The organism is Spirillospora albida (assembly GCF_000718255.1).
Lineage (GTDB): Bacteria > Actinomycetota > Actinomycetes > Streptosporangiales > Streptosporangiaceae > Spirillospora > Spirillospora albida.
Map to the genome: position 1 here is coordinate 13515 of NZ_JOFJ01000026.1, position 23112 is coordinate 36626.

At 71.3% G+C, this 23112-nt stretch carries 23 protein-coding genes; 10 read left to right on the forward strand and 13 right to left on the reverse strand.

Features of this window, described 5'->3' with window-relative positions:
• Position 1 precedes the first annotated feature (1 nt).
• On the reverse strand, positions 2-1018 hold the full coding sequence (locus tag IE99_RS0126145; protein WP_030176478.1) for an iron ABC transporter substrate-binding protein: 1017 nt from the start codon (positions 1016-1018) through the stop codon (positions 2-4).
• 67 nt (positions 1019-1085) lie between these two features.
• On the opposite strand from IE99_RS0126145, the gene IE99_RS0126150 reads away from it, so the two are divergent.
• Entirely contained in the window at positions 1086-3593 is a 2508-nt protein-coding gene (locus IE99_RS0126150; RefSeq protein ID WP_211258930.1) for an AMP-binding protein, read from the forward strand.
• 129 nt (positions 3594-3722) lie between these two features.
• Here the strand turns inward: IE99_RS0126150 and IE99_RS0126155 are convergent, their stop codons facing one another.
• The 3 genes from IE99_RS0126155 to IE99_RS0126165 all read right to left on the reverse strand — a co-directional run bounded on the left by IE99_RS0126155 (position 3723) and on the right by IE99_RS0126165 (position 6635).
• Positions 3723-4358 (reverse strand): DUF305 domain-containing protein, encoded by a 636-nt coding sequence (locus IE99_RS0126155; RefSeq protein WP_051713287.1) that lies wholly within the window; start codon positions 4356-4358, stop codon positions 3723-3725.
• Positions 4355-5821: an LVIVD repeat-containing protein gene (locus IE99_RS0126160; RefSeq protein WP_030176489.1), complete on the reverse strand. Its 1467-nt coding sequence runs from the start codon at positions 5819-5821 to the stop codon at positions 4355-4357. The genes IE99_RS0126155 and IE99_RS0126160 overlap by 4 nt, the downstream gene beginning before the upstream one ends.
• Positions 5822-5975: 154 nt before the next feature.
• Positions 5976-6635 (reverse strand): TetR/AcrR family transcriptional regulator, encoded by a 660-nt coding sequence (locus IE99_RS0126165; RefSeq protein ID WP_030176492.1) that lies wholly within the window; start codon positions 6633-6635, stop codon positions 5976-5978.
• Between the two features lie 156 nt (positions 6636-6791).
• Here IE99_RS0126165 and IE99_RS0126170 point away from each other — a divergent pair, with 156 nt between their 5' ends.
• Positions 6792-8060 carry a YncE family protein gene (locus tag IE99_RS0126170; protein ID WP_030176495.1) on the forward strand — a complete coding sequence of 423 codons (1269 nt, stop codon included), beginning with the start codon at positions 6792-6794 and terminating at the stop codon, positions 8058-8060.
• A gap of 57 nt (positions 8061-8117) precedes the next feature.
• Here IE99_RS0126170 and IE99_RS0126175 read toward each other — a convergent pair whose 3' ends face one another.
• Positions 8118-8537 (reverse strand): pyridoxamine 5'-phosphate oxidase family protein, encoded by a 420-nt coding sequence (locus tag IE99_RS0126175; protein WP_030176498.1) that lies wholly within the window; start codon positions 8535-8537, stop codon positions 8118-8120.
• Positions 8538-8781: 244 nt separating this feature from the next.
• Here IE99_RS0126175 and IE99_RS0126180 point away from each other — a divergent pair, with 244 nt between their 5' ends.
• Positions 8782-9312, forward strand: a complete 531-nt coding sequence (locus IE99_RS0126180) for a hypothetical protein (protein WP_030176501.1) — start codon at positions 8782-8784, stop codon at positions 9310-9312.
• A gap of 12 nt (positions 9313-9324) precedes the next feature.
• On the opposite strand, the gene dacB is transcribed toward IE99_RS0126180, so the two are convergent.
• Both dacB and IE99_RS0126190 read right to left on the reverse strand, forming a co-directional pair.
• Positions 9325-10827, reverse strand: coding sequence for a D-alanyl-D-alanine carboxypeptidase/D-alanyl-D-alanine endopeptidase (dacB, locus tag IE99_RS0126185; RefSeq protein WP_084219961.1), 1503 nt, complete (start codon positions 10825-10827; stop codon positions 9325-9327).
• Between the two features lie 171 nt (positions 10828-10998).
• On the reverse strand, positions 10999-11628 hold the full coding sequence (locus IE99_RS0126190; RefSeq protein ID WP_030176505.1) for a LysE family translocator: 630 nt from the start codon (positions 11626-11628) through the stop codon (positions 10999-11001).
• A gap of 157 nt (positions 11629-11785) precedes the next feature.
• On the opposite strand from IE99_RS0126190, the gene IE99_RS0126195 reads away from it, so the two are divergent.
• The 3 genes from IE99_RS0126195 (at position 11786) to IE99_RS0126205 (ending at position 13761) form a co-directional block, all read left to right on the forward strand.
• Positions 11786-12448, forward strand: coding sequence for a DNA alkylation repair protein (locus tag IE99_RS0126195; protein ID WP_030176508.1), 663 nt, complete (start codon positions 11786-11788; stop codon positions 12446-12448).
• A gap of 169 nt (positions 12449-12617) precedes the next feature.
• Positions 12618-13028: a putative zinc-binding protein gene (locus IE99_RS0126200; RefSeq protein ID WP_030176510.1), complete on the forward strand. Its 411-nt coding sequence runs from the start codon at positions 12618-12620 to the stop codon at positions 13026-13028.
• Positions 12997-13761, forward strand: coding sequence for a YwiC-like family protein (locus tag IE99_RS0126205; RefSeq protein WP_030176512.1), 765 nt, complete (start codon positions 12997-12999; stop codon positions 13759-13761). The genes IE99_RS0126200 and IE99_RS0126205 overlap by 32 nt, the downstream gene beginning before the upstream one ends.
• Before the next feature lie 21 nt (positions 13762-13782).
• Here the strand turns inward: IE99_RS0126205 and IE99_RS0126210 are convergent, their stop codons facing one another.
• Positions 13783-14364: a hypothetical protein gene (locus IE99_RS0126210; protein WP_030176515.1), complete on the reverse strand. Its 582-nt coding sequence runs from the start codon at positions 14362-14364 to the stop codon at positions 13783-13785.
• Positions 14361-15401, reverse strand: a complete 1041-nt coding sequence (locus IE99_RS32165; RefSeq protein WP_030176516.1) for a PH domain-containing protein — start codon at positions 15399-15401, stop codon at positions 14361-14363. The genes IE99_RS0126210 and IE99_RS32165 overlap by 4 nt, the downstream gene beginning before the upstream one ends.
• A 263-nt stretch (positions 15402-15664) precedes the next feature.
• Between IE99_RS32165 and IE99_RS30765 the strand changes: the two genes are divergently transcribed.
• Together IE99_RS30765 and IE99_RS0126225 are read left to right on the forward strand one after the other, a co-directional pair.
• Positions 15665-16321 (forward strand): hypothetical protein, encoded by a 657-nt coding sequence (locus tag IE99_RS30765; RefSeq protein ID WP_051713289.1) that lies wholly within the window; start codon positions 15665-15667, stop codon positions 16319-16321.
• A 1-nt stretch (position 16322) separates the two neighbouring features.
• The gene (locus tag IE99_RS0126225) at positions 16323-16583 is read left to right on the forward strand and encodes a hypothetical protein (RefSeq protein WP_030176521.1); all 261 of its coding nucleotides are present in this window, start codon (positions 16323-16325) and stop codon (positions 16581-16583) included.
• A 23-nt stretch (positions 16584-16606) separates the two neighbouring features.
• Here the strand turns inward: IE99_RS0126225 and IE99_RS0126230 are convergent, their stop codons facing one another.
• The gene (locus IE99_RS0126230; protein ID WP_211258931.1) at positions 16607-17548 is read right to left on the reverse strand and encodes a hypothetical protein; all 942 of its coding nucleotides are present in this window, start codon (positions 17546-17548) and stop codon (positions 16607-16609) included.
• A gap of 214 nt (positions 17549-17762) precedes the next feature.
• On the opposite strand from IE99_RS0126230, the gene IE99_RS0126235 reads away from it, so the two are divergent.
• Positions 17763-20267, forward strand: coding sequence for a hypothetical protein (locus tag IE99_RS0126235; RefSeq protein ID WP_030176526.1), 2505 nt, complete (start codon positions 17763-17765; stop codon positions 20265-20267).
• On the opposite strand, the gene IE99_RS0126240 is transcribed toward IE99_RS0126235, so the two are convergent.
• A complete protein-coding gene (locus IE99_RS0126240; RefSeq protein WP_030176528.1) occupies positions 20268-20804 on the reverse strand; it encodes a cysteine hydrolase family protein in 537 nt (178 codons plus the stop codon).
• Between the two features lie 181 nt (positions 20805-20985).
• Here IE99_RS0126240 and IE99_RS0126245 point away from each other — a divergent pair, with 181 nt between their 5' ends.
• Positions 20986-21765: an SAM-dependent methyltransferase gene (locus IE99_RS0126245; protein WP_030176530.1), complete on the forward strand. Its 780-nt coding sequence runs from the start codon at positions 20986-20988 to the stop codon at positions 21763-21765.
• Positions 21766-21771: 6 nt separating this feature from the next.
• On the opposite strand, the gene IE99_RS0126250 is transcribed toward IE99_RS0126245, so the two are convergent.
• On the reverse strand, positions 21772-21957 hold the full coding sequence (locus IE99_RS0126250; protein ID WP_030176532.1) for a DUF397 domain-containing protein: 186 nt from the start codon (positions 21955-21957) through the stop codon (positions 21772-21774).
• Complete coding sequence (locus tag IE99_RS0126255) at positions 21954-22835, reverse strand: helix-turn-helix domain-containing protein (protein WP_030176534.1); 882 nt, start codon at positions 22833-22835, stop codon at positions 21954-21956. The genes IE99_RS0126250 and IE99_RS0126255 overlap by 4 nt, the downstream gene beginning before the upstream one ends.
• Between the last annotated feature and the right edge of the window lie 277 nt (positions 22836-23112).

Below are 23112 nucleotides of genomic sequence, written 5' to 3' on the forward strand. Positions count from 1 at the left end.
GTCAGACCATCCCGGCTTCCCGCAGCATCGCCAGCGTCTGCTCCAGCGACTCCAGCCTGCCGAGGTCGATCTCGGGGGACTTCAGCGAGTCCAGCGGGGGCAGGCCGGGGACGGTGCTGGTGACGCCGGAGGCGAGCGGGTACTCCTTCGTCTCGTCGCTGAAGTACGTCTGGGCCTCCTCGGCGAGGAGGTAGTCGACGGCCTTGAGCGCCGCCGCGTGGTGCTTCGCGCCCTTGAGGACGCCCACGCCCGCCACGTTGATCAGAGCCCCGGGGTCGGCGCCGGGCAGGTAGTGCAGCTTCGCGGTGACCTTGGCCTCGCCCTTCTCGGCGACCCGCTCGTACCAGTAGTAGTGGTTGATCAGCCCGAGCCCGACCTCGCCCTTGTCCACGGCGTCGAGGACGGCGATGTTGTTGTCGTACGCCTTCACGCCGTTGGCCTTGAGGCCCTTGAGCCAGGCGCGGGTGGCGGCGTCGCCGTCGAGGACGCGCATGCCGGTGACGAACGCCTGGAAGGACGCGTTGGTCGGCGCGTAGCCGATCTTGCCCTTCCACTCCGGCCTGACGAGGTCCCGGACGCTGTTCGGCGGCTTGGGGACCGAGGCCGGGTGGTAGGCCAGCACGCGGACGCGGCCGGAGACGCCGACCCAGTCGCCGCCGCCGCCGCGGAACTTCGCGTCCACCTTGTCCAGGGTCGGCTGCGGCAGTTTGTCGAGGCGGCCCTTGCCGGCGAGGGCCCCGAGCGCGCCGGCGTCCTGGGAGAGGAACAGGTCCGCCTTGGTCTTGGAGCCCTCCTCCAGCAGCTGCGCGGACAGTTCGGCGCTGGTGCCGTACCGGACCTCGACGTCGGTGCCGAGGTGCTTCTCGAGCTTCTCGAGGATCGGCTTGACGAGGCCCTCGTTGCGGCCGGAGTAGATGACGAGCCCGGCGTCGGACCCGAAGCCGCAGGCCGCGGCGAGGGGGAGGACCAAAGCCGCCGAGGCGAGGACGGAGGTGATACGGCGCAAGGGGTGTCGCATGGGTTCCTCGTGACGCGGGTTTTGAGGTGCTTTTGGTTGATAGGTTAGCCTTACTTAATATATAGGCGTGAGCAACCCCCACCCAAGCCCGCGGGCCGTTCCGTTCGCCCGTGACCTGGCCGGACACGCCGACCGGACGGCGGTCGTCACCGCCTCCGGCGCGCTGACCTACCGGGAGCTGGCCGCCCGGGTCGCGTCGGCCGCCCGGCGCCTCGGCCCCGAGCGGCGGCTGGTCCTGCTCGCGGCGGGCAACACGGTCGACGCGCTCGTCGTCTACCTGGCTGCGCTGGCGGGGGGCCATCCCGTTCTCCTCGGCCCCGCCGACCGCCCCGAGGCGCTGCGGTCGCTGGCCGCCGCCTACGACCCCGACGTCGTGGCGGGCCCGGACGGCACGCTCGACGAGCGGCGCGACGTCTCCGCTCACACCCTGCACCCCGATCTGGCGCTGCTGCTGAGCACGTCCGGGACCACCGGTGCCCCGAAGCTCGTCCGGCTGTCGCACGAGAACCTGCAGGCGAACGCCGCGTCCATCGCCGAGTACCTGGGAATCGGGGACGGCGACCGCGCCGCCACGACCCTGCCGATGTCGTACTGCTACGGGCTGTCGGTGATCAACAGTCACCTGCTGCGCGGGGCGGCGCTCGTCCTGACCGACCTCTCGGTGACCGACGACCGCTTCTGGACCCTGTTCCGCGACGCGCGGGCCACGACCCTGGCGGGCGTCCCTTACACGTTCGACCTGCTGGACCGGGTGGGCTTCGCCGACATGCGGCTCCCGCACCTGCGCTACGTCACGCAGGCCGGCGGCCGGCTCGGCGCCGACCGGGTGGCGCGCTACGCGGCGCTCGGGCGGCGGCGCGGCTGGGACCTGGTCGTCATGTACGGCCAGACCGAGGCGACCGCCCGGATGGCGTACCTGCCGCCCGACCTCGCCGAGGCGCATCCGCAGGCGATCGGCGTCCCGGTCCCGGGCGGGTCCTTCCGGCTCGAGCCGCTGCCCGACCGGCCCGGCCAGGACACCGGGGAACTCGTCTACTCGGGGCCGAACGTCATGCTGGGCTACGCCGAGGCCCCCGCCGACCTGGCCCTCGGCCGGACCGTCGAGGAACTGCGCACCGGCGACGTCGCGCGGCTCCTGCCGGGCGGCCTGTACGAGATCGTCGGGCGGCGCGGCCGGTTCGTGAAGCTGTTCGGCCTGCGGATCGACCCCGAGCGCGTCGAGGCGATGCTCGGCGAGCACGGCCTGGACGCCTGCTGCGCCGGCGACGACCAGGGCCTCGTCGTGGCCGTGGCGGGGGAGGGAGCCGACGCCGGGCGCGTCCGGCGGCTCGTCGCGGCCGAGTGCGGCCTGCCCGCCCGAGTGATCGCCGTCAGCACGCCGCCCGAGCTGCCCCGGCTGCCCACGGGCAAGCCCGACTATCGGGCCGTCCTGCGGTCGGGGCGGCCCGCGCACGCGTCCACGACCGACCTCTGCCGGCTGTACGCGGAGATCCTGGACCGCTCGGACGTCACGGAGGACAGCAGCTTCGTCGGCCTGGGCGGCGACTCCCTGTCCTACGTGGAGATGTCGATCAAGCTGGAGGAGGCGCTCGGGCCGCTCCCCCCGGACTGGCACACGCGTCCCATCCGCGACCTGCGCCGCCCGGCGCCGCGCGCCCGGCGGCGGACCCTGGAGACGGGCATCGCCCTGCGCGCCGCCGCGATCGTCCTCGTCGTCGGATCGCACATCGGCGTCTTCCAGCTGCGGGGCGGCGCGCACGTCCTGCTCGCGGTGGCGGGCTACAACTTCGCCCGCTTCCACCTCACGCCCGCCGGACGCCCCGAACGCCGCGCGCACGTCCTGAGCGCCCTGGCGAGGATCGCCGTGCCGAGCGTCGCGTGGATCGCCGTGGCGGCGCTTTTCACCGCCGACTACCACCTCGTGGACGCCCTCCTGCTCAAGAGCGCGACCGGGCACGACAGCAACTACTGGTTCATCGAGGCCATCGTCTACATCCTGCTCGCCATGGCCGCGTGGCTGAGCGTCCCCGCGCTGGACCGGGCGGAGCGCCGGGCTCCCTTCCGCTTCGCCTGCGGCCTCCTGCTCGCGGGCCTGCTCGTCCGGTACGACTTCGGCGGGCTCACCGCCCTGCCGGACGCGATCACCGCGTTCTGGATGTTCCCCCTCGGCTGGGCGGCGGCCAAGGCGGAGGGCGCCGCCGGGCGGCTGCTGGTGACCGGCGCGGCGCTCGCCAGCGTCCCCGGCTACTTCGGCGGGGGCGAGCTGGCGCGGGAGGTCCTCGTCATCGCCGCCCTGGCGCTGCTGGTCTGGGTCCCGGCGCTGCCGAGCGCGCGCCCGCTCAACCGGCTCGCCGGCGTGCTGGCCGGCGCCTCCCTCTACATCTACCTCGTCCACTGGCAGATCTACCCGCTGCTGGAGGACCGCTCGGAAACCCTGGCGCTGCCGGCGTCCCTGGCGGGCGGCGTCCTGTACGCCGCCGTCTACGCGGCCGCGGCCGCCAGGGCCGCGCGCTGGGCGGCCTCCGGGCCTCTCACCGCGGCGCGCTCCCGCTCGTCCCCGGCGACAGGCGCGTGAAAGGCGCCCTCCCGATAGAACCGCGCGACACCGCTGGACGGCCGGGGTCAGGTCCGGATCGCGCTGGAGACGGAGTTCAACTTCGTGCTGGAGGCGCGGCCCTGAACGCCGGAGCGGACCGGGGCGCGCTCACCCTCGCCCGTTCCCTGGTGGCGAGCCTCTGAGCGCGGCGAGGAGGCCGGTCATCACGGCGGTCTCCTTGCGCTGGTCGGAGATCATGAGGGTGGCGGTCGCCCGGACGTGGGGGACCGCGGCGCGGGCGACGGCGGCGGCCGCCATGGGGATCGCGCCCTCATGGTGGCGGATCATCAGCTCCAGGAACCGGATGTCGAGGCGCCTCCCCGTGGCCTCGCCCAGGGACGCGATCTCCTGCTGCGAGGCCATGCCCGGCATCTCCCCGTTCCCGTGCCCGTGGTGGCCGTCCCTCATCCAGGTCATCGGCGGGCCGGACGGGACCTGCGGCGCCCTCCACAGCGCCAGCCAGCCCTGCATGTGCCCGATCTCCCGGGTCTGGTTCAGCTCGATCGACAGGGCGAGCTGCGCCACTTGCGGGCTCGTCCGGCCCCGCACCGCCTGCGCCATCGTGACCGCCTGCTGATGGTGGACGACCATGTCCTGCGCGAACCCGATGTCGGCGGGGGAGGGCGACGCCGCCGCCGACGCCGGGGCGGGCCGGTCGTCGGGCAGCAGCATCACCGTCCCCCCGCCGAGCACGAGGAACGCGACGGCGGACAGGACGCGTCCGGCGCGTGGCCGCTCGGTCACCGCAGCGGGTAGGCGCCGTTGCGGAACCTCAGCAGCAGCGCGCCGTTGTCGTCGCACGACACCCACAGCCTGTCGCGGTCGAAGCGGGGCGGCGACATGCACCAGTCGGCGGTCATGTCCATGGGGCCGGTGTAGATGGGCTGGTCCGCGCCGTTCGCGATGTCGGAGAACGATGCCCCGAACGGGACGAACGCGTGCGCCGAGTTCACGAGCCGCTTCTGCCGCCCGACCTGCCCGCCCGGGTTGAAGTAGGCGATCTCGCGGGGCCGCTTCAGGTCCCGGACGTCGAAGACGCGGATCCCCGACTGCACCCAGCCGCAGGCGAGGGCCGTGGGATCGGTGTCGCGGTCGAGGGTGCAGTAGTGCGAGTCGTAGCCGAAGATCCCGTTCCTCGCGGTGTCCGGCGCGCGCACCTTCACGTTCTCCGGGCGGTTGATCTCCAGCTTGAGCTGCCGGACGACCTTCGGGCGCCGCTCGTCGGAGACGTCGACGATGCGGGCGCCGCCGGAACCGAGCTCGTCGACCACGACGAGGTAGGGCCGGCCCCGGTCGGTGAACGGGATCGCGTGCTGGGTGGCGAGTCCGTCCGGCCAGGTGAGCTCGCTGATCCGGCGCAGTTGCGGCCTGGCCTTGCGGCGCTGGACGTCGGTGGCGTCGAACGTGATGATGCCGTTGGGCATGTTCGCGACGTAGATCCGGTTCCCGTCGCGGCTGACGCCGAAGCCGTGGTTCACCAGGCCGGTCGTCCCGTTGTAGAGGACGCGGGGCTTCGCCGGGTCGGTCATGTCGAGGGCGGCGATGGTGCCGCCGACGGTCCCGGTCGTCCAGTAGGTGCGGCCGTCGGGGGACCAGCCCGCCTCGTGGCCGGGGAACAGGCCCGGCACGGTCAGCTGCGTGCCCCGCACCGCGTTGAGCAGGCGGGGGCGCGCGCAGTCGGTCTTCACGTCGTACACCGAGACGAAGAACCCGCCGCTCAGGGCGCCGACCGACACGGCCGCGAGCAGCCCGCGGCCCTCGTGGACCTTGAGCGTCTCCCACGTCCCGCCGACGGTCGCGGGGCTGACGAGGGAGCCGGCCAGGCGGGGGCGGCGCGGGTCCTCGAAGTCGATGACGTTGACGCCCTTGTTCGTCGCGGTCAGCGCGCTCGGCAGGATCGTCCCGAGGTACTGGCAGGTGCCGTAGGACGCGCCGACCGTGCCCTGGCCCTGCCCCTGGTACCGGCCGACCAGCTCCAGGTTGCAGCTGTAGGCGCGCCGGCTGCGCCCGCTCTGCCGGTCGGCGAGGGGGACCTGCCCCTGCAGGCCGGTCTCCGGCGCGGAACCGGGGCCGCACACGGCGCGGTCCACGCGGCTGTCGAGGGGGGCGGCCGCGGCGGCGTCGGCGACGGGCGCGGACAGCAGCGCGGCGGACAGCACCGCCGCCCCCGCGAGCCGAGGTCCGGTCGCCTTGCTCGGTCGGGTCATGACGGCTCCTGGGGGGTGGGGCGTCAGCAAGTGCCTTCTGACTAAAACAGGACTCTAGAAGTGGATTCAATAGCCGGTTAGTCAGCCGGATGAGCGATCGTGGACCGATCTTGTGGGTCCGCGGCACAAGACGTGCGCGGGCGATGACGGTACGTCAGGACGGCCCGTCCAGCGGGGGCGCCTGCAACCGCCCCAGGAGCATCTGCAGGAGCTCCTCGATGACCTCGTCGAGCGTGGCGTCGACCCAGCCGACGGACCAGTCGTGCATGAGGCCGTTGACGGAGCCGATGAACGCGGCGGCCGTGACGCGGAAGTCCCGGGCGGCGATCTCCCCGCGCGCGGCGGCGGCGTCCAGCTCCCCGCACAGGAACGAGATCCACCGTGACCGGCGTTCCAGGCGCTGCCGGTCGAGCCGCGGGCTCACCCCGATGATCTCGACGAACGCGATCCGGGTGTGCCGCGGGTCGCCGGTCGCGCCCCGCGCGTAGGCGCGGAACAGGTGGGCGCAGCGGTCGACGGGGTCGAGGTCCGCCGCGCCGGGGAGGGCGGCCAGGACCGTCCCCTCGGCGGCGTCGTTCACCCGCAGGTGCAGCGCGGCGAGGACGTCCTCCAGCGTCTGGAACTCCTCGTAGAACTGGCGGGTCGACAGCCCGGCCGCCCGGCTCAGATCGGTGACCTTCGTGGCGCGGTAGCCGGGCCCGGCGCCGAACAGCTCCAGGCCGGCGGCGAGGAACCGCTCGCGGCGCTCGGCGCGGCGCTCGGCCGCGGGGCGTCCGCCGTACCGGCCCGCCGCCGGTGTGATCCTGCCCGCCACGTTCCTCCCTCGTCCGGTGGTCTCCGATTTTCCCCTGGATGGGTCTTGTGGCGGTGCGGTTGTTGTCCTACCGTCCAGTAGCCCGAGGTTTGAATATTGGCGTATTCAAACCAGCCGCGGTCTTTCCGCCCATCCCCCCACCCCTGGAGGAAGGCCATGCGCCCGAACCCCTTACGGCGCCTCCCGCTCCGCTCGCGGCGGCTCGCCGCCCTGGCCGTGCCCGCCCTCGCCGCCGCCGCGGTGGTCGCCGCACCCGCCGCTCCCGCGAACGCCGCCGCGCCGCTCCGGCAGGTGATGTTCGTCGGCAACAACTGGGACGGCACCGCCGACGTGATCGAGGCGAGCGGTACGTTCGCCAAGATCGGCCGCGTCAACGTCGTCCCCGACAAGGACGAGCGCCTCCGCGAGATCTACACCAACCCCGTCAAGCTGGTCTACTTCCTGGGCGTCCGGGAGACCGCGGGCGAGGGCCACGACCAGTTCGTGGACGACATGTACTCCACGCCCGACGGCACCGCGATGGTCGTCTCCCGGCCGAGCTTCGCCGACGTCGTGTCGATCGACCTGGCCACCGGTCGGATCAAGTGGCGGTTCCCCGTCTCCGGGTACCGCGCCGACCACATGGCGATCTCCCCGGACGGCACCCGCGTCGCCGTCTCGGCGTCCACGTCCAACACCGTCCACGTCCTCGACATCACCACCGGCCGCCAGGTCGGCTCCTTCGCCACCGGCGACAAGCCGCACGAGAACGTCTTCACCTCCGACGGCAAGCTGTGGAACATGTCGATCGGCGAGGTCAACAACGACCTCGACGCCCCCTGGCTCGACTTCGCCAAGGGCGACCGACGCATCACCGTCGTCGACGCCGCGACGTTCCAGCAGTCGAGGATCATCGACATGCGCCAGCGGCTGGACGCGTTCGGCCGCAAGGACCTGTCGGACTCGGTGCGTCCCGTCGCGTTCACCCCGGACGAGAAGAAGCTGTACTTCCAGGTGTCGTTCTTCAACGGGTTCCTGGAGTACGACGTCCCCTCCGACAAGATCACCCGGCTGAAGGAGCTGCCGAAGAACCCCGCCACCGACGACGAGCGGACCACGTTCGTCAACGACTCCCGGCACCACGGCATGTCGATGAGCCCCGACGGCGCGAAGCTCTGCGTCGCCGGGACCATGGACGACTACGCCACCGTCGTGGACCGCGCCACCCTGCAGCAGGGCCCGCTCGTGACCGCGTCCAAGCCGTACTGGGCGACGGTCAGCGGCGACGGCCGCTCCTGCGTCATCTCCGAGAGCGGCACGGACCGGGTCACCGCGATCAGCTTCGCCACCGGCCAGAAGATCGTCTCGGTGCCGGTCGGCGACCACCCGCAGCGCGTGCGCCTCGCCCGCGTCCCCGCCGGCTGGACCTCCCCGTCCGGCGGCTGACGCCCGGACCCCGGTACCGGGGCACCCCCCTGCCCCGGTACCGGCCTCCGTCCCCGGTCACGCGGCGGCGGGCGCCAGGATCCGCCCCGTCACCTGGCGGCACCCGATGCGGATGAACGCGTCCCGCCGTCCGGGCGCCCACGGCCCCGGCAGCAGCCGCATCAGCCGGTCGATCTCGGCCTCCTGCGTCACCGCCCTGGCCGGGCCGACAACGGTGACGGACCAGCCCGCCCGGGTGGCCGGATCGATCTCATCGATCTCGAACGCGACGATCGCGCCGCGCAGCGCCGCGTTCAGCTTCGAGCCGGGCGCCGTACGGATGACGAGCGCGCGGTCGCCGTCCATCGCGTAGTTGACGGGCTGGATCGCGGGCAGCGCCTGGTCGGTGTACACGACGCGGCCGACCGCGGCCGTCCGCAGCAGTTCCAGGCACTCGGCACCGCCGAGGGTCAGCGGGTCGATCGCATCGGGAGTCATACGTCCAGGGTCGGCCGCGGCGCCGCCGCCGGGCAGAGGCGAACGTCCCCGGCGCGCCCCTCGCCGCCCGCCCGGACGTCCCGCCGCGGATGGGCCCTTGGACCCACGCGCCCGCCACCTGGGCATTCCAGGGCACCGGCCCCGGTCGGGCGGGACAACCGGGTCGATACCGTACGCGCCGGGAACCCGCCGGCGACGCGGCGCGTCGGAGCAGGCGGCTCCCACCGAACACGAGGGGGGTCCCATGTCACGGTCGGCCGGTGCGAAGGCGGAGAGAACGAGCCCGACGGGCCTCATCGTCATGATGGCGATGTGGCTGGCTGTCGGCCTCCTGCCCATCGGGTTCTCCGTCGGCGACGTGCGCCTGGCGTTCGGCCTGACCGGCGAGCCGGGCAGGGCCACCGTCGAGCTGTGCGTCGAGACCGGCGGCGGCAAGGGCTCCGGCACCGACTGCCGGGGCACGTTCCGGCCGGACGCCCCCGGCGCCGCCCCCGTGGGGAACGTCCACCTCCCGCCCGAGTCCGACGAGGGCGAGACCTTCACGGCCCGCCTCCGCCCGGACGGCGAGCACGCCGTCCCCACCGGCCTCAAGGGGCGGCTGGCGTCCCTCGCGCTGCCCGCGCTGGGCTTGTTCTTCCTGCTGCCGATGCCGATCGCCCTGCGCTACCTGATCTCCGACCGGCGGGCCGGCCGCGTGTCCCTGTACGCCCTGGTCGCCTCGATGGCCGGGGCGGCCGTCCTGTGCATCACGGGACTGGTCGCCTCCGGCCTCTGACCGCCGCGCCCGTCAGCGCTCCCGCGCGACGAGCCGGGACGCGGCCTCGGTCCACGAGCGCTCGAGGTCGCCGTCGCTGCGGGGGGCCAGCCGGACGTCGCGTCCGGACGCCAGCCGGATCGCGATGCGGTCCTCGATGTCCGACGGCTTGCCCCCGGAGTGCCCGTTGATGAGGATCGAGAAGATCAGCCTGCGGCCGCGCGCGTCGGTGACGTACCCGGACAGCGCCGTCACGCCGTTGATCGTCCCGGTCTTGGCCCGGACGTTCCCGGCCGCGGCGGTGCCCCGCATCCGGCCCGCCAGGGTGCCGCCCGTCAGGCCGGGGCGCCCGGCGACCGGGAACGAGCTGCGCCACGCACCGAACCACGGCTCCCTGCGGGCGTTCCGCAGCAGGGTGGCGAGCTGCGCGGCCGACGTCCGGTTCCCGTGCGATAGGCCCGACCCGTCCGTCATCCGGACGCCGACGCCGAGCCGCCGCAGGTACCTCGTCGCGGCCGGAAGGCCGGCCTCCCACGAGCCCCGCCCGCGGACCTTCCGCCCGATCGCCTTGATGAGCGTCTCCGACATGACGTTGTTGCTCAGCTTCATCAGCGGCACCACGAGCTGCGACAGCGGCATCGACGTCCGCGTCGCCAGCAGGCGGGCGCCCCCCGGCGTGGAGCCGTGCCGCGGCCGCCCGCCCACCTGGACGCCCCTGTCGCGCAGCGCCCGCTGGAACACGTCCGCCGCGTACAGCGCCGGGTCCTGCACCGAGCGCAGCACCTGCACGCCCACCCGCCCGGCGGGCAGCGACCCGCGGATTACGAGCACGTTCCCGGGACGCCGCTCCACCGCCAGCGTGCGCGCCGACCCGGGCCGCCCGGTGACGGCCCGGTTCCGGATCTTCATCACGCCCGTGCGGGGCGTCAGCCGGACCCGGACCCTCTCCCCCCGCCCGCGCGGCGTCACCGACACGCGCACCGCCCCCGCGTTGAGCATCGGGTCCGGCGCCACCGTGAGCGCCGACGTCTCCGAGCCGAAGTGGTACTGCAGGTCGGCCGCGAACCAGTCGGAGGGGATCCGCCTCCGGTCGAACCAGGTGTCGTCGGCGACGAGCCCGGTCACGCTCCGCACCCCGGTCTTCGCGACCTGCGCGGCGAGCCACCGGTACTCCTGGACGCGCATCGTGGTGTCGCCCGTCCCCTCGAGGTAGAGGCGCCCGCCCGCCTCGTACACCCGCGTCCGGAACCGGTAGTCGGGCCCGAGCAGCCCGAGGGCGGCCGCCGTCGTCTGCATTTTGTTGTTGGACGCGGGCTTCAGCCGCCGTCCCGCGTTCCGGCTGTAGAGCGTCCGGCCCGACCGGACGTCGCGCACGACGACCCCGACCTGCGCCCCCCGGAGCCGCGAATCCCGAAGGACCCGATCCAGATCCCCCCGCAGCCCTCCCGGAGCCTCGTCGGCCAGGGCGGCACTCACACCCCCCTGAGCCGCTGTCAGCACACCGACCAGGGACACGACACCGATGACACGAAGCATGGGACCGGATACTAAGAGTGACGTCCTGTGCGCGTAGCCTCCCACGCCGCACAGCCCGAAATCACCCGCCGCAGCCGCCGCTGGTGCACCGCACCCGCGTCTACGGTCTCGGCCGCATCATGAGGGGACCGATCGGCCATGTGGCGATACGGATCGTGCCCATTCAGGGGGTCAGCGTTCGGCGGCGAGCTTGACGCCCAGGCCGATGAACACGGTTCCGGTCGCGGCGTCGATACGGCGGCGCACCGCGCGGCGGGCGCGCAGGACGGTGCCGATGCGCCCGGCCAGCACGCCGACCGTCCCGTCCGCCACGAACTCCAGGACGATCAGGATGCCGCCCAGGATGGCGAACTGCAGCCAGACCGGTCCCGCGGCCGGATCGACGAACTGGGGCAGGAAGGCGACCATGAAGGTGAACGTCTGCGGGTTGGCCATGGCGGACACCACCCCGTTGAGGTAGGCGCGCCGCCCCGTCATCCCGCCGCCGGCGGCATCGTCGGCCCGGGCGTCGTCGCGGTTCCGGATCATCTGGACGCCGAGGTAGATCAGGTAGGCGGCGCCGGCGATCCGGATCATCGTGAACACGATCGGGAACGCCGTCAGCAGCACGGCGAGCCCGGCGGCCGCCGCGGCGATGAACAGCGCGTCACCCGTGATCACGCCCACGGTGGCCAGCAGCCCGGCGCGGGCACCGCCCCGCACGCCGCATCCGAGCACGAACAGCATGTCGGGGCCGGGAGTGATGAGGGCGATGATCGTGGTCACGGTGAACACGGCGAGCACGTGCGCGTCGATCGGCATCCGAAGATCGTTGCACCGGTCGGCTCCGGTGCGCCATCGGTTAAGGAGCCGGCCGTCAGCATCGGGTCGTCGATGCCGGCGACCACCCGGCCCGTCCGGTGGGGCGTTCCGTCATAGTCTGAGTCCGGGCGCGAAAGGGGAGGTCGAGGTGGCCGAGATGACGCTGGCCGAGGTGATGGCCGAGCTGGCCGCGCTCGAGGATCCCAAGGTCCGCGCGGTGAACGAGAGGCACGGCGACGATCATGGCGTGAACCTCGGCGGGCTGCGCGCGCTGGCGAAACGGCTGAAGACCCGGCACGAACTCGCGCAGCGGCTCTGGCGGACGGGTGACACCGCGGCGCGGCTCCTGGCGCTCCTGATCTGCCGCCCGAAGGCGTTCGAGCGCGACGAGCTGGACGCGATGATGCGCGAGGCGCGCGCACCCAAGGTGCACGACTGGCTCGTCAACTACGTGGTGAAGAGGAACCCGCACGCGGAGGAGCTGCGCCTGGCCTGGTCGTCCGATCCGGACCCGGTGGTCGCGAGCGCGGGCTGGGCGCTGACCGCCGAACGCGTGGTGAAGAGGCCCGAGGGCCTCGATCTCGCGGGGCTCCTCGACGTCATCGAGGCGCGGATGCAGGACGCCCCCGATCGCCTGCAGTGGGCGATGAACACCTGCCTGGCCCACATCGGCATCGAGCACGCCGAGCACCGCGCCCGCGCCATCGACATAGGTGAGCGCCTGGAGGTGCTCAAGGACCATCCGACGTCCCCGGGCTGCACCTCTCCGTTCGCACCCATCTGGATCACCGAAATGGTCCGCCGCCGACACGAGAAGTAAGGGACTCCTACAGGGCCGTATCGCGCTCTCCCTCGCCGCGGCACAGCAGAGGGCGGGGCTTGCTGAGACCGAGGGATTGGGGCCGAAGGTCCCGGTACAGCCGTAGATCATCGATGTACGCTGAAGCGTAGTTTTTACATTTGCGATCGTATTTATTCGAGGAGGCGCGATGGTGCGGCGCAAGGACCTGCCGCTCGTCTACTCCTGTTCCGGGTGTTCGAGCGCGGCGCAGATGACCAACTGGATCGCCGTCCAGCTCGACCGCAGGGGCGTCGCGGAGATGTCCTGCATCGCGGGCGTCGGCGGGGACGTGCCGAGCCTCGTCCGCAAGGCGACCAGTGGACGCCCCGTCATCGCCATCGACGGGTGCGTCCTGACCTGCGCCAAGAGCTGCCTCGCCCGGCACGACGTGACGCCGGCCGTCCACCATCTGCTCAGTGAGGACGGCGTCCGCAAGCGGCTGGGGGAGGACTTCGACCCCGAGCAGGCCGAGGAGGTCCTCGCCGGCATCCTCGACCGCGTCGCGGCCGAGCTCGGAGACGGTTCCGATGGTGCAGACCGCGCGGCCGCCGGCGTCTGAGAGGCGCCGCGCGCCGTCCGGACGCAGGCGCCGGTGGGTCCCGCCGCAGCACGGGGCCTGGGCGATGCTGCTCGTCCCCTACCTGGCGGGGCTCCTCATCGTGGGCTTCTCCTGGCCCGCCCTGCCGCTGCTCGTCGCCTGGATCGCCGGATACCTCCTGTCGTACTACGCGCTCCTCGCCGTCAAGGTCCGCCGGTTCGGCAGGTTCCGTCCGCAGATCCTCGCGTACGGGACGGCGGTGCCGGCCGCCGGGACGACGGTGCTCGCGGCCCGCCCGGAGGTCCTGCTCTTCGCGCCGGTCTTCGGGGCGGTGCTCCTGGTCAACGGCGCGTTCGCGGCCCGGCACGACGACCGGGCCCTGCTGAACGGGCTGGTGTCGGCGGCCGCCGCGACCGCCGTCCTGCCCGTGGTCGCCGTGGTCGCGGGGGAGTCGCCCCGGCGCACCGGCGAGGCGGTCCTGGTGACGTTCCTCTACTTCGCCGGGACGGTGCTGTTCGTCAAGACGTGCATCCGCGAGCGCGACAACACGGCGCTGTTCGCGGTGTCGGCCGGTTTCCACGCCGCCGCGCTCGCCGTGGTCACCTGGCTGAGCTGGGTGTACACCGGCCCGTTCGCCTGGTACCTGGTCCGGGCGGTGGTGCTGCGCCGGCGCGGCCTCCCGGCGAAGAAGATCGGGATGATCGAGGTCGCGTCGTCGATCGTCCTGCTCGTCGCCCTCGCCATCGCGGCCTGAGCGGTTTCACCGGACGCCCGGTCAGCGGCCCTTGGGGGGCAGGAGGCGGAGCAGTTCGGTGGCGGCTTGCCGGGCCTTGCCGGCGACGTCCGCCTCCTTGCCCGGTGCGCGGTAGGTGACCTGGACGACGAGGAGCCCGTCGCGGACGAGGATGCGCGCCTCGGTATCGTCCGCCCTCTTCCGGACGACCATCGTGCTGGTCTCGCCGAGCCCCGCCGAGCTCAGCGTGCCGTCGGAGGACGTCGGCCGCCGGGCGTCGTAGAACTGCCGGAGGTCCTCGGCCTCCTTCCCGGGCGTGAGCGCGCCGGTGGGGCGGTAGGCGCTCAGGCTGAGCGTGGTGCGCTCGTCGGCGCTGCTCCAGTCGCACTGCATCTCGCCGTAGAAGATGGCCTGCGACCTGGGCTTGCGCGCGTCGGGAACCAGCTCCGCGGCCAGGGGGCGGGGGAACCAGATGCACAGGTCGACCAGCGGGGTCCGCCGCGGGACGTACTCGCCGCGGTCGGTGCCCAGGGCGGTCTTGAGCCAGAGGAACGGCGCCCACAAGGCTGCCGACATCAGCAGCATGCCCACCAGCAGCCCGGTCTCGCGCCCGTTCAGTCTCATGCCCGCCCCGCCAGGTTCGCCGTGACCGCGCGGAGCACGTCGCCGGCCGCGCGTTCGGCGTCCCGCGCGGACGCCGTCCGCCTGCTGTGCAGCGCGACCATCACCAGGTAGCCCTTCACGTGGGCCCTGCCGTGCGCGGTGAACCCCCACGCGTCCCGCCAGGCCACGGTGTAGGCGTCCCCGTCACGGAAGAAGCGCGGCGCGCGTCCGGCGGCACGCACCGCCCCCAGCGTCTCCCGGTAGGACCGCTCGGCGTCGAGCGGTGCCCAGGAGGTGACGTGGAAGTCGATCCAGGTGCCGTTCTCGGCGGGCGTCGCGGTGCTCCACCGGCAGGCCGCCTGGTTGCCGTATCCCTGGACGGCTCCGTCCGGCAGCACCCGGGCGGCCGCCTGCCGGGGAACCAGGTCGCACGCGGTGACGGCGTCGGGGGCGGTCATCGCCCTGCTGTTCGTGACCAGCCATGTCACCAGCCCGATCGCGCTGACGACGGGGAGAACCGCCGCCAGCACCCGCACCGGTACGCGCACCCTGCGCCATGGAAGCGGAACCCGGTCGACCCTCGGCAGCGTTCCGTCGCAGGCGGCCAGGTGCCGCCACCGCATCAGCTCGACGGCATTCTGCACCGCCCGGTCGCCCCGGCGGCCGGAGGGATGCCGGAGGACGACCCGGCTCCCGTCCGTGAGATGGAGCACGACGAAGGAGCGAAGCCCTCGCTGCCGCGCATCGACCGACGCGATCGCCGTCCAGGGGATGAACTCCCGCCGCAACACGGGTACCGCCGCCACCGGGTGGCAGCGGATCCCGTCCGGGGTCACCCCGGTCGGCGGGAGCACCCGCCCGCTGAGCCCGGCGATCATCACCGGGGCGAGCGGAAGCACGGGCAGCAGCGCGATCAGGGCGCTCCTCGGCACGAGGAGGGCCGTCGCCGTCACGCCGCCGAGCAGCAGGACGGAGAAGACCGCCCATGCCCCGCGCCGCGCCGCCCCCGGCCCGTACTCGGCCGTCTCCGGCCAGGCCGTCACCTCGTCCCCCTGCATGATCCGGCATTATCGGCCACCCGACCCACCCGCCGCGACCCCGCGTCACGTGCGAAGAGCTTCTCGCGCGTGCGCTGGACCATTTTCCATCGCCGCGCCTTTTTGCTGCGACGCGCGGACCACTGGAACTCCGTTGGCCACTTCCGTCACACGAAACGCAGTATTTCGAGGCGGCGGCCGGTCATGGCCGAAATATTTTATGGCGTCACCGTCGGCAGTCTGTCAGCATCTCTTGCAGATGCCGGGTGACCCGAGGTGAGCGGATGCCGAGTCTCCACGAACCAACGCCCCTGGGATACGCGGAGGCCGCCAAGGAACTGCGGGCGGTCGCCGCGCCCCTGCTGACCGCGGCGGCGCTGGCCCTGGCCGGAGTGGTGGCCGGTACCGATAACAAGGATAATTTCCGCTGGCCGGGGCTGACTCTCCTGATCCTCGTGGTCTCTTCATTGCTTTTCATAGCCAGTCTTCAGCTGCACTACAACGCTCGCCGGTATCTCTATTCATATGCCGAGATAGAGAACTGGTACGGTTCGGACATCGCCGAACGGCAGCCCCACATCTTCGCTGCTCTGTGCGCTCAGCAGCGCAGGGATTTTCGGACTTGGGAGATGTACGGCAACAACTCGACCCATAGCTTCAACGTGGGATCGCTGTTGCTCATGGGGGGAGTGGCCCTTGCGCTCATCCCACAAGACGGGAAAGAGATGGCGTGGCGATGGGGCGCCGTCGTGGTGATCGCGATCTGTGCCGCGGCGGACCTGGTGTGGACGGTTCTCCTGTACCGCGGTGGAGCCAAGGAAGAGACACAACGCAACGCTCGAATGAAGGATGTTCCCATTCATATCGAATCGGACAAGGGAGGCGGCAATGAATGCCGATGTGACGACGCTTCCGGGCTTTCCGGCGACGCCGGGAAGTAGGGTGCGCTGCGAGGGAGACTACTGCGGCGTTAAGATCGTCAAGCCGCTCGGCGGGGACACGGTCGGATCGTGGCAGTCGACTCTCAAGCGCGGCCGGGACGCGGTGGTGGCGTACCTGGAGACGTACAACTCCGGGGTCGGCCACAGGACCGACTGCAGATTCCGCAATCTTCCGCCCTCGGTACACCACCAGGCCCGAACCTACGACGACATCGACCGAGAGGCGCGGCACCTGCAGAGCATGGGCTACGACCTGCCCTAGCCCGCGGCTGATCGACCGATCCGTCATGAGGAGCCGTCGGTCCCGTCCGATGACGACTGGCCGTGGTCGTACGGGAGGTTCACAGGATGGCCGGCGAGGGCATCTGAGATACGTCGAAAGAGGGCCCATTCCTCCTCGCGCCCCGGCAACCGATAGTGCAACGCCCGGACGAGGTCGAAGCGGTGGAGGTCGTAGACCACGTGCATGAGCCGGGCGTACGCCTGCGCGGCCGTCACCGCCCCCTTGTACGCCACGGTCGCGGCGCAGAGTGAGGCGGTGGGGAGCCACCACATTTCGGGCTCGTCGTACACGGCGGCGGCCGAGGCGACCGCGCATGCGAGGAAGCTGTAGCAAAGGTTGACGGAGGAGTCCAAGGTGTCGCGGGCGGATTCCAGTGCCCCGGCCAGAGGGCGGGAGACCTGCGGGTAGATGCGCGGCCAGGACGCGAGCGTCGTCACGCCGTAGCGTTCGCCGGCGCCGAGTTCTCCCGCGCGCAGGGCGTTGCCGAGGGCTGTGGGGAGCAGGACGTCGACCGGCGGGAGCGCCGCCAGCCGGTGGGACGCGTCGGCGCGCGTCCGATCCCGGGCGGAGACCAGATCATGTGTCTCCTCGGGACCGCCGGTCCCACTCTCACGGTTCCGCTCCCGGCCGCCGCGGGCGATCGCGTCGGTGGCCCGCCACCTCCGTCGCTGATACGCCATGAGGAGGTCGGCGAGGCGGGCGGTGGGCGTCCACCGGTCCCAATAGCCCTCGAGCATGCGGACGGCCCGGACTTGAAACGGGTGGAGGAGCAGGCCGAGGACCGCGGCGCAGCCGCAGACACCGAGCACGGTACCCGCGACCCCGGCCGGAGTGCGCGGGACGCTGTCCGCCCACTGGCCGGGGCCGGAGAAGGCGTTCGCCCGGACCAATCCCCAGAGGCCGGCGACGAAGATCACGTGGGGGGCGAATCCCACGGACAGCATCCGTCGCACGAACACCTTCCTTCCCTGCGGTCACAGCGAAGACAAGTATGGCCACGGGTGATCACCCCGCAAGAGCGCGTTCCGGAAGGGTGGCCGCCATGGCCGTCTTCGCCGTTGGTGGTGCGGCGGCGGATCGGCGACGGCGTTCACGGGGGTTCTCGCGATTTGGGGCAAGACCGGCGGATCGCGGTGTTCTCCCGGAAGGATGGGCGTCATGACCCCCGAGGAGACCGAGGACAAGGAAGAGCTGGAGTCGCGCGTCCACCGATGCCTGCGGGACAGGCGGCTCGCACCCTATGTCGCGCGGAGCCTCGTGTTTCCGGACGAGGTCGCCGACGCGGTCAGGACGCGCGGTGTCTTCGACTCCGCGAAGGAGCTCGATTCCTACGGCCGGTACACCGATTCCCGGACCCTCACCGAGGACGCCCGGCGGGAGGTCAGAGGGCTGTGGGACGAGCGCGTCATCAACGTGCGCACCGTGACGATCGCCCTTCTGGTGGTCGCGACCGCGGTGATGCTCATCGAGGGCATCGTCTTTTCTCCGCAAGAGGACGATGACGTCGCGTATTCCCTCGCGCTGGTTCCGGCGGCGCTGTTCACGATTATCGGCGGCGGCCTGCTCTGGGCCGCCGCGGCCGGACGGATTTCGCGGCTGCATCTCCTTTCCGGTGTGCTCCTCACCGCTGTCGGCGCGGTCCCTTTGCTGACCCCGGTCGAGCGGCTGCTCGGGTGGGATAGCCAGCCCGCCCAGGCTCCTGTGGTGTTCATCGCCTCTTTCGTCGCCGGCCTCGGCCTGGGAAGGCCGGAGACGATCCGGCAGTTCGTCGACGCGCGCGACGTCCTCAACCGGCTGATTGATGCGCCGTGGACCGAGCGGACCTGGACTGATCTCAGGCGGGCGTGGCTGAGGGACGCCGAGGAGAAGGTCCTGATGCCGGTGGTCACCCTGGTGGTCAACGACTTCCTGGGAGAGGACTCCGACAAGCTGCTGGTCGAGCAGGACTCCGAGGGCCTGAAGCGGCTCCACGATCTGGGGCTGGCCATTCCGACCCGTTCGGAGAAACGCGTCCTCGGGACGATGGACCGGGTCGACGGCGGGAGCATCGCGATCGCGGGCCCGCGCGGCGCCGGGAAGTCCACTCTTCTCCGGGTCATCTGCGGGGGCCGCGACACCGACGCCTCGGAGACGGGACTCACCGTGTACGCGAGCGCGCCCGCCGAATACGTTCCGCGCGATTTCCTCATCGAGCTGTTCCAGCGGGTCTGCGAGACCTACATCACTGAGCAGGGCCATTCCGTCGACCGGAGCGCCGCACAGCGGTACGTGCTGCGCAAGAGGACCGCCTGGGTGATCCGGGACGGGCTCTGGACGCTGTCCCGCTTCGCGCTCTCCCTGGCATTGCTGGCATTGGCCGCATGGACTCTCCGGGACGGCGTGGCCGGGCTGATCGAACCCGTCCGGCAGGAGATCAGCGCGGATCTGGACGAATTCGGAAGGGAAGTGGAGGACGTCTGGAACGACTACCGCTGGGCATTCCAGCTGGCGCTGGTCGCCGCCGCCGCTCTGGTGTGGCCACGGCCCCGCGTGTGGCGGGCACTGCGCTGGCACATCGAACCCTCCCTGGTGACCCGGGCCCGCGAGCATCTGCTGCGCCTCCAGGTGGAGCGCACCACCACCTGGGGCCTCACCGCCAACCTGCCCGGGGTCCGCGGCGTCACGATGGGCCTCACCAAGGGAGGGTCGCTGAAGTACCTGCCCTGGTCCTATCCCGAACTCGTCGGCAATTTCCGCGATTTCATGACGGCGATCGCCAGGGAGGCCGGGCAGGGCGGCGGCCGGGTCGTCGTCGCCATCGACGAGGTCGACCGCATCGGGTCGGTGGAGAAGGCCGAGCGCTTCATCAGCGAGATCAAGGCCGTCTTCGGGATCCAGAACTGCTTCTACATCGTCTCCGTCGCCGAGGACGTCGGATCGGTCTTCGCGCGCCGGGCGGTCATCGGCCGCTCCGTCTTCGAGAACGCCTTCGACGACGTCGTGGTCATCGAGCCGCTCCTGCTCACCGAATCCCGCGACCTCCTGCTGCGCCGCGTGCCCGGGTTCACCGATTCGTTCGCGTTCCTCGTCCATTCCCTTTCCGGTGGAGTTCCCAGGGAACTACTCCGGGTGACGCGTCGCCTGGTCGAGATCAACCTCGAGGAGAGCCGGAACACCTGGCCGCACCCCCAGCTGGCCGATCTCGCGGCGGCTCTCGTCAAAGAGGAGATGACCGAGACCCTGACCGGCACCAGGACACAACTGCCGCCGACGCCCGAGGGAGTCGACCTCGGCGACATCTTCGACTCCATGCGCGGACTGCTCGGCATCATGCGGAGCACGGAGCCGTCCAATATGATCCCGGCGCTCCCGCATCTGGAGGAATTCGCGCGCCTCGACGTGGCCCCGCTCCCGCCCGAGATGCCGGAGCTGGCGCCCGTCCGCGCCACCCTCGTCCAGCTCTCGGCCTTCGCCCTTTTCTGCCTCACGGTCGTGGAGGTGTTCGACGAGAACGTCTTCACTTTCGAGCGCGCCGCCGAGTGGAGTTTCGGATCCTTCCACGCCCCCTTTCCCGGCTCCTTCGAGGAACTGGCCGCCGCGCGGCGAGAACTGAGCGTCTCCCCGTCCAGTTGCCGCGCCGCCCTCACCCGCTTCCGCGCGGCCTGGGACCTCCCGCCCCTGTGATCAGAGGCAGGCGGCGGCGGTGGTGATGTTCGCGCTCATGTTGAGCTCCATCATGCGGAGGGTCGCGTCGCGGAGGTCGGGGTGGATGTGGGCCACCGCGTCCCGGGGCACGGTGACACGGAAGTCGCGGACGTAGGCGTCCAGGGCGCTGTAGAGGACGCACTGCTCGGTGACCTGGCCGGTGATGACGACCTCGTCGATGCCGGCGGCGGTGAGCAGGTACTCCAGGGGCGTGCCGTAGAAGGCGCTGTGCCTGACCTTGGGGAGGAACGCGCAGTCGTCCGGCGGGACGACGGGCTCGACCAGATCGGGGCGCCGTCCGGCGAGGGCGCGGGTGACGAGGTCGTCGCGGGACGCGGCGAAGTCGCCGTGGTTGTCGTTGACGTAGAGCATCCGCACGTCGTCGCGGCGGGAGGCCGCGTCGAGCAGGGAGCGCAGCGGCTCGATCATCTGCTCGACGCCGGCGGTGAGCCGGTCGGCGTCCTTGTGGTCGTACGGGTTCAGCATGTCGACGACGATGAGTGCGCGGATGCTCATGAGGCGCCTGTGCCCGCCGTCACCGACCGTACACGAGGGAGGTGGGACGGGCTCTTCGTCGGAGCGGATCCGGTGCGGTCCGCGGGCGGATCGCCGGAATGCGCCGCTGAAGGGCGATGACCGATCTATGTTGGTGGTGTCGCACGATCCAGAGCGGTTCCTTCAGGAAGGGACACCCCCCATGGCCGAGTCCAACGCCATCGACACCTCCGTCCCGCACGCGGCGCGGATGTGGAACTACTGGATGGGCGGCAAGGACAACTACGAGTCCGACCGGGCCGCCGGCGAGGCCGTCGCGGACGTGTACCCGCACATCGTCACGATGGCGCGGCAGTCGCGGCGGTTCCTGATCCGGATCGTGCGGCACCTGGCCGCCGACGCCGGCATCCGGCAGTTCATCGACGTCGGGACGGGCCTGCCGACGATGCAGAACACCCACGAGGTCGCCCAGTCCATCGCCCCCGAGTCCAAGATCGTGTACGTGGACAACGATCCGCTGGTGCTGGCGCACGCGCGGGCGCTGCTGGGCAGCCTCACGTCCGAGGGCGCGACCCGGTACGTGCACGCCGACTACCACGACCCGGAGAAGATCATCGAGGCCGCCCGCGAGGTCCTCGACTTCCGCGAGCCGATCGCGGTCATGTTCATGGGCGTCCTCGGCTACGAACCGGACCTCAAGGTCGTCCGGTCGATCGTGGAGCGGATGATGGAGCCCACCGTGCCCGGCAGCCACCTCGTGCTGTGGGACGGCACCAACACCGACCCCGCCGTGGTCGAGGGCGCGGAGAAGCTCGTCGAGAGCGGCGGCGTCCCCTACATCCTGCGCAGCCCCGACGAGCTCGCCGGGTGCTTCGAGGGCCTCGATCTGCTCCCGCCCGGCCTCGTCCGGATCACCGAATGGCGCCCGGACGGCGACACCGTGCCGATCGACGCCTATGGCGCCGTCGCCCGCAAGCCCTGAACCGGCCTACGGACGGACGGCCTCGAGGAACGCCGCCCATTCCTGACGGGTGAACCGCAGGACGGGGCCGCCGGCTCCCGCCTTGGAATCGCGCACGCCGATCATGCGGTCGGGAGAGCCGCCGACCTCGACGCAGTCGCCGTTGGGGGCGCTGTGGCTGGATTTCCGCCAGCGTTCGAATCGGGCCATCATGCTGACGATTCTGTCAGGTCGTCCAGTTCCCGGGCAGCCTCTTCCAGGAGCGACAGGCTCCTGACGGAGGAAAGGGAGGCTTCTCGAAGCCTTTTGTACAGTTCGATGTACCGGCCGACCTCGGCTTCTTTCGTATGGACGATGTCGCTGTTCACCGTGTCGGCAATGGCCATGGGCGGATCCTGTGGATGGGGGAAGCTGTAGATCGCGAACGTCGACCGGGCCAGGAAGCCCCCTTTGATCCTGGCGTCGATGGGCAGGACGTGGATCGTCAAGCGGGGTTCCGACACCGCCGTTTCTACAAGATGCAGAAGCTGCCTGCTCATGACGGCGGGAGCGACCGACAGGCGGCGCAGGACGAACTCGTCCAGGATGAGTTCGTACTTCAGGCGTCCCGCGCCGAAGGTGGTCTCCCGACGCAGTCGCCTGGCCTCCAGCATGCGATCCGGCTCATAGGTGAGCGGCCCGTCCGCCTTGTCCAGTTCGACCAGTGCGAGGGAGAACTCGGGAGTCTGCAGGATGCCGGGTACACCGAACTGGTTGTACCCGCAGATGGAGTCGGCGCCGGACTCGATGTCGGCGTACAGGCGCTGCCGAGGCCCCATGGCGTCGCCGAAGGAGTCCCACCATCCGTAGTCGGCGGCTTCTCGGGCGATGGCGATGATCTCCTGGTATCTGTCGGGCGGGACGTCCAGGGCGTCCAGGATGTTCATGACCACGCCGATGTTGGGGCGGCAGCGGGCGTTCTCCAGTTTCGAGATCGACATGCGGGAGCGGTACACGCGCTGGGACAGCTCGTCGGCGGTGAGGCCGCGTTCCTCCCGGAGTGCGCGGATTTCGGCGCCGAGGCGTCGGCGGCGGACGAAGGGGCTGGTCACCGGGGACCTCCCGGGGGATGGAGGACGGCGCCGATCCGGTCGGCCTGTCCACTCTGTGTTAGCACGCGGACTCCGAGGGTGTCCGGCGGATCGGTGGCACGGTCGAACGTGCGGCCGAATGATTCCGGCTCCCGCGGTAGCGTTCGCGCGGCGAACGCGTCGGTGGCTTTACGTAAAGCGCGGTGAGCGCGAATCCCGGGACCGTGCGGACCGCCGGGACCGGGTGCCGGAGAGGGGACGCGAGGCATCCGGGACGGCACGCACCGTGACGATGGAA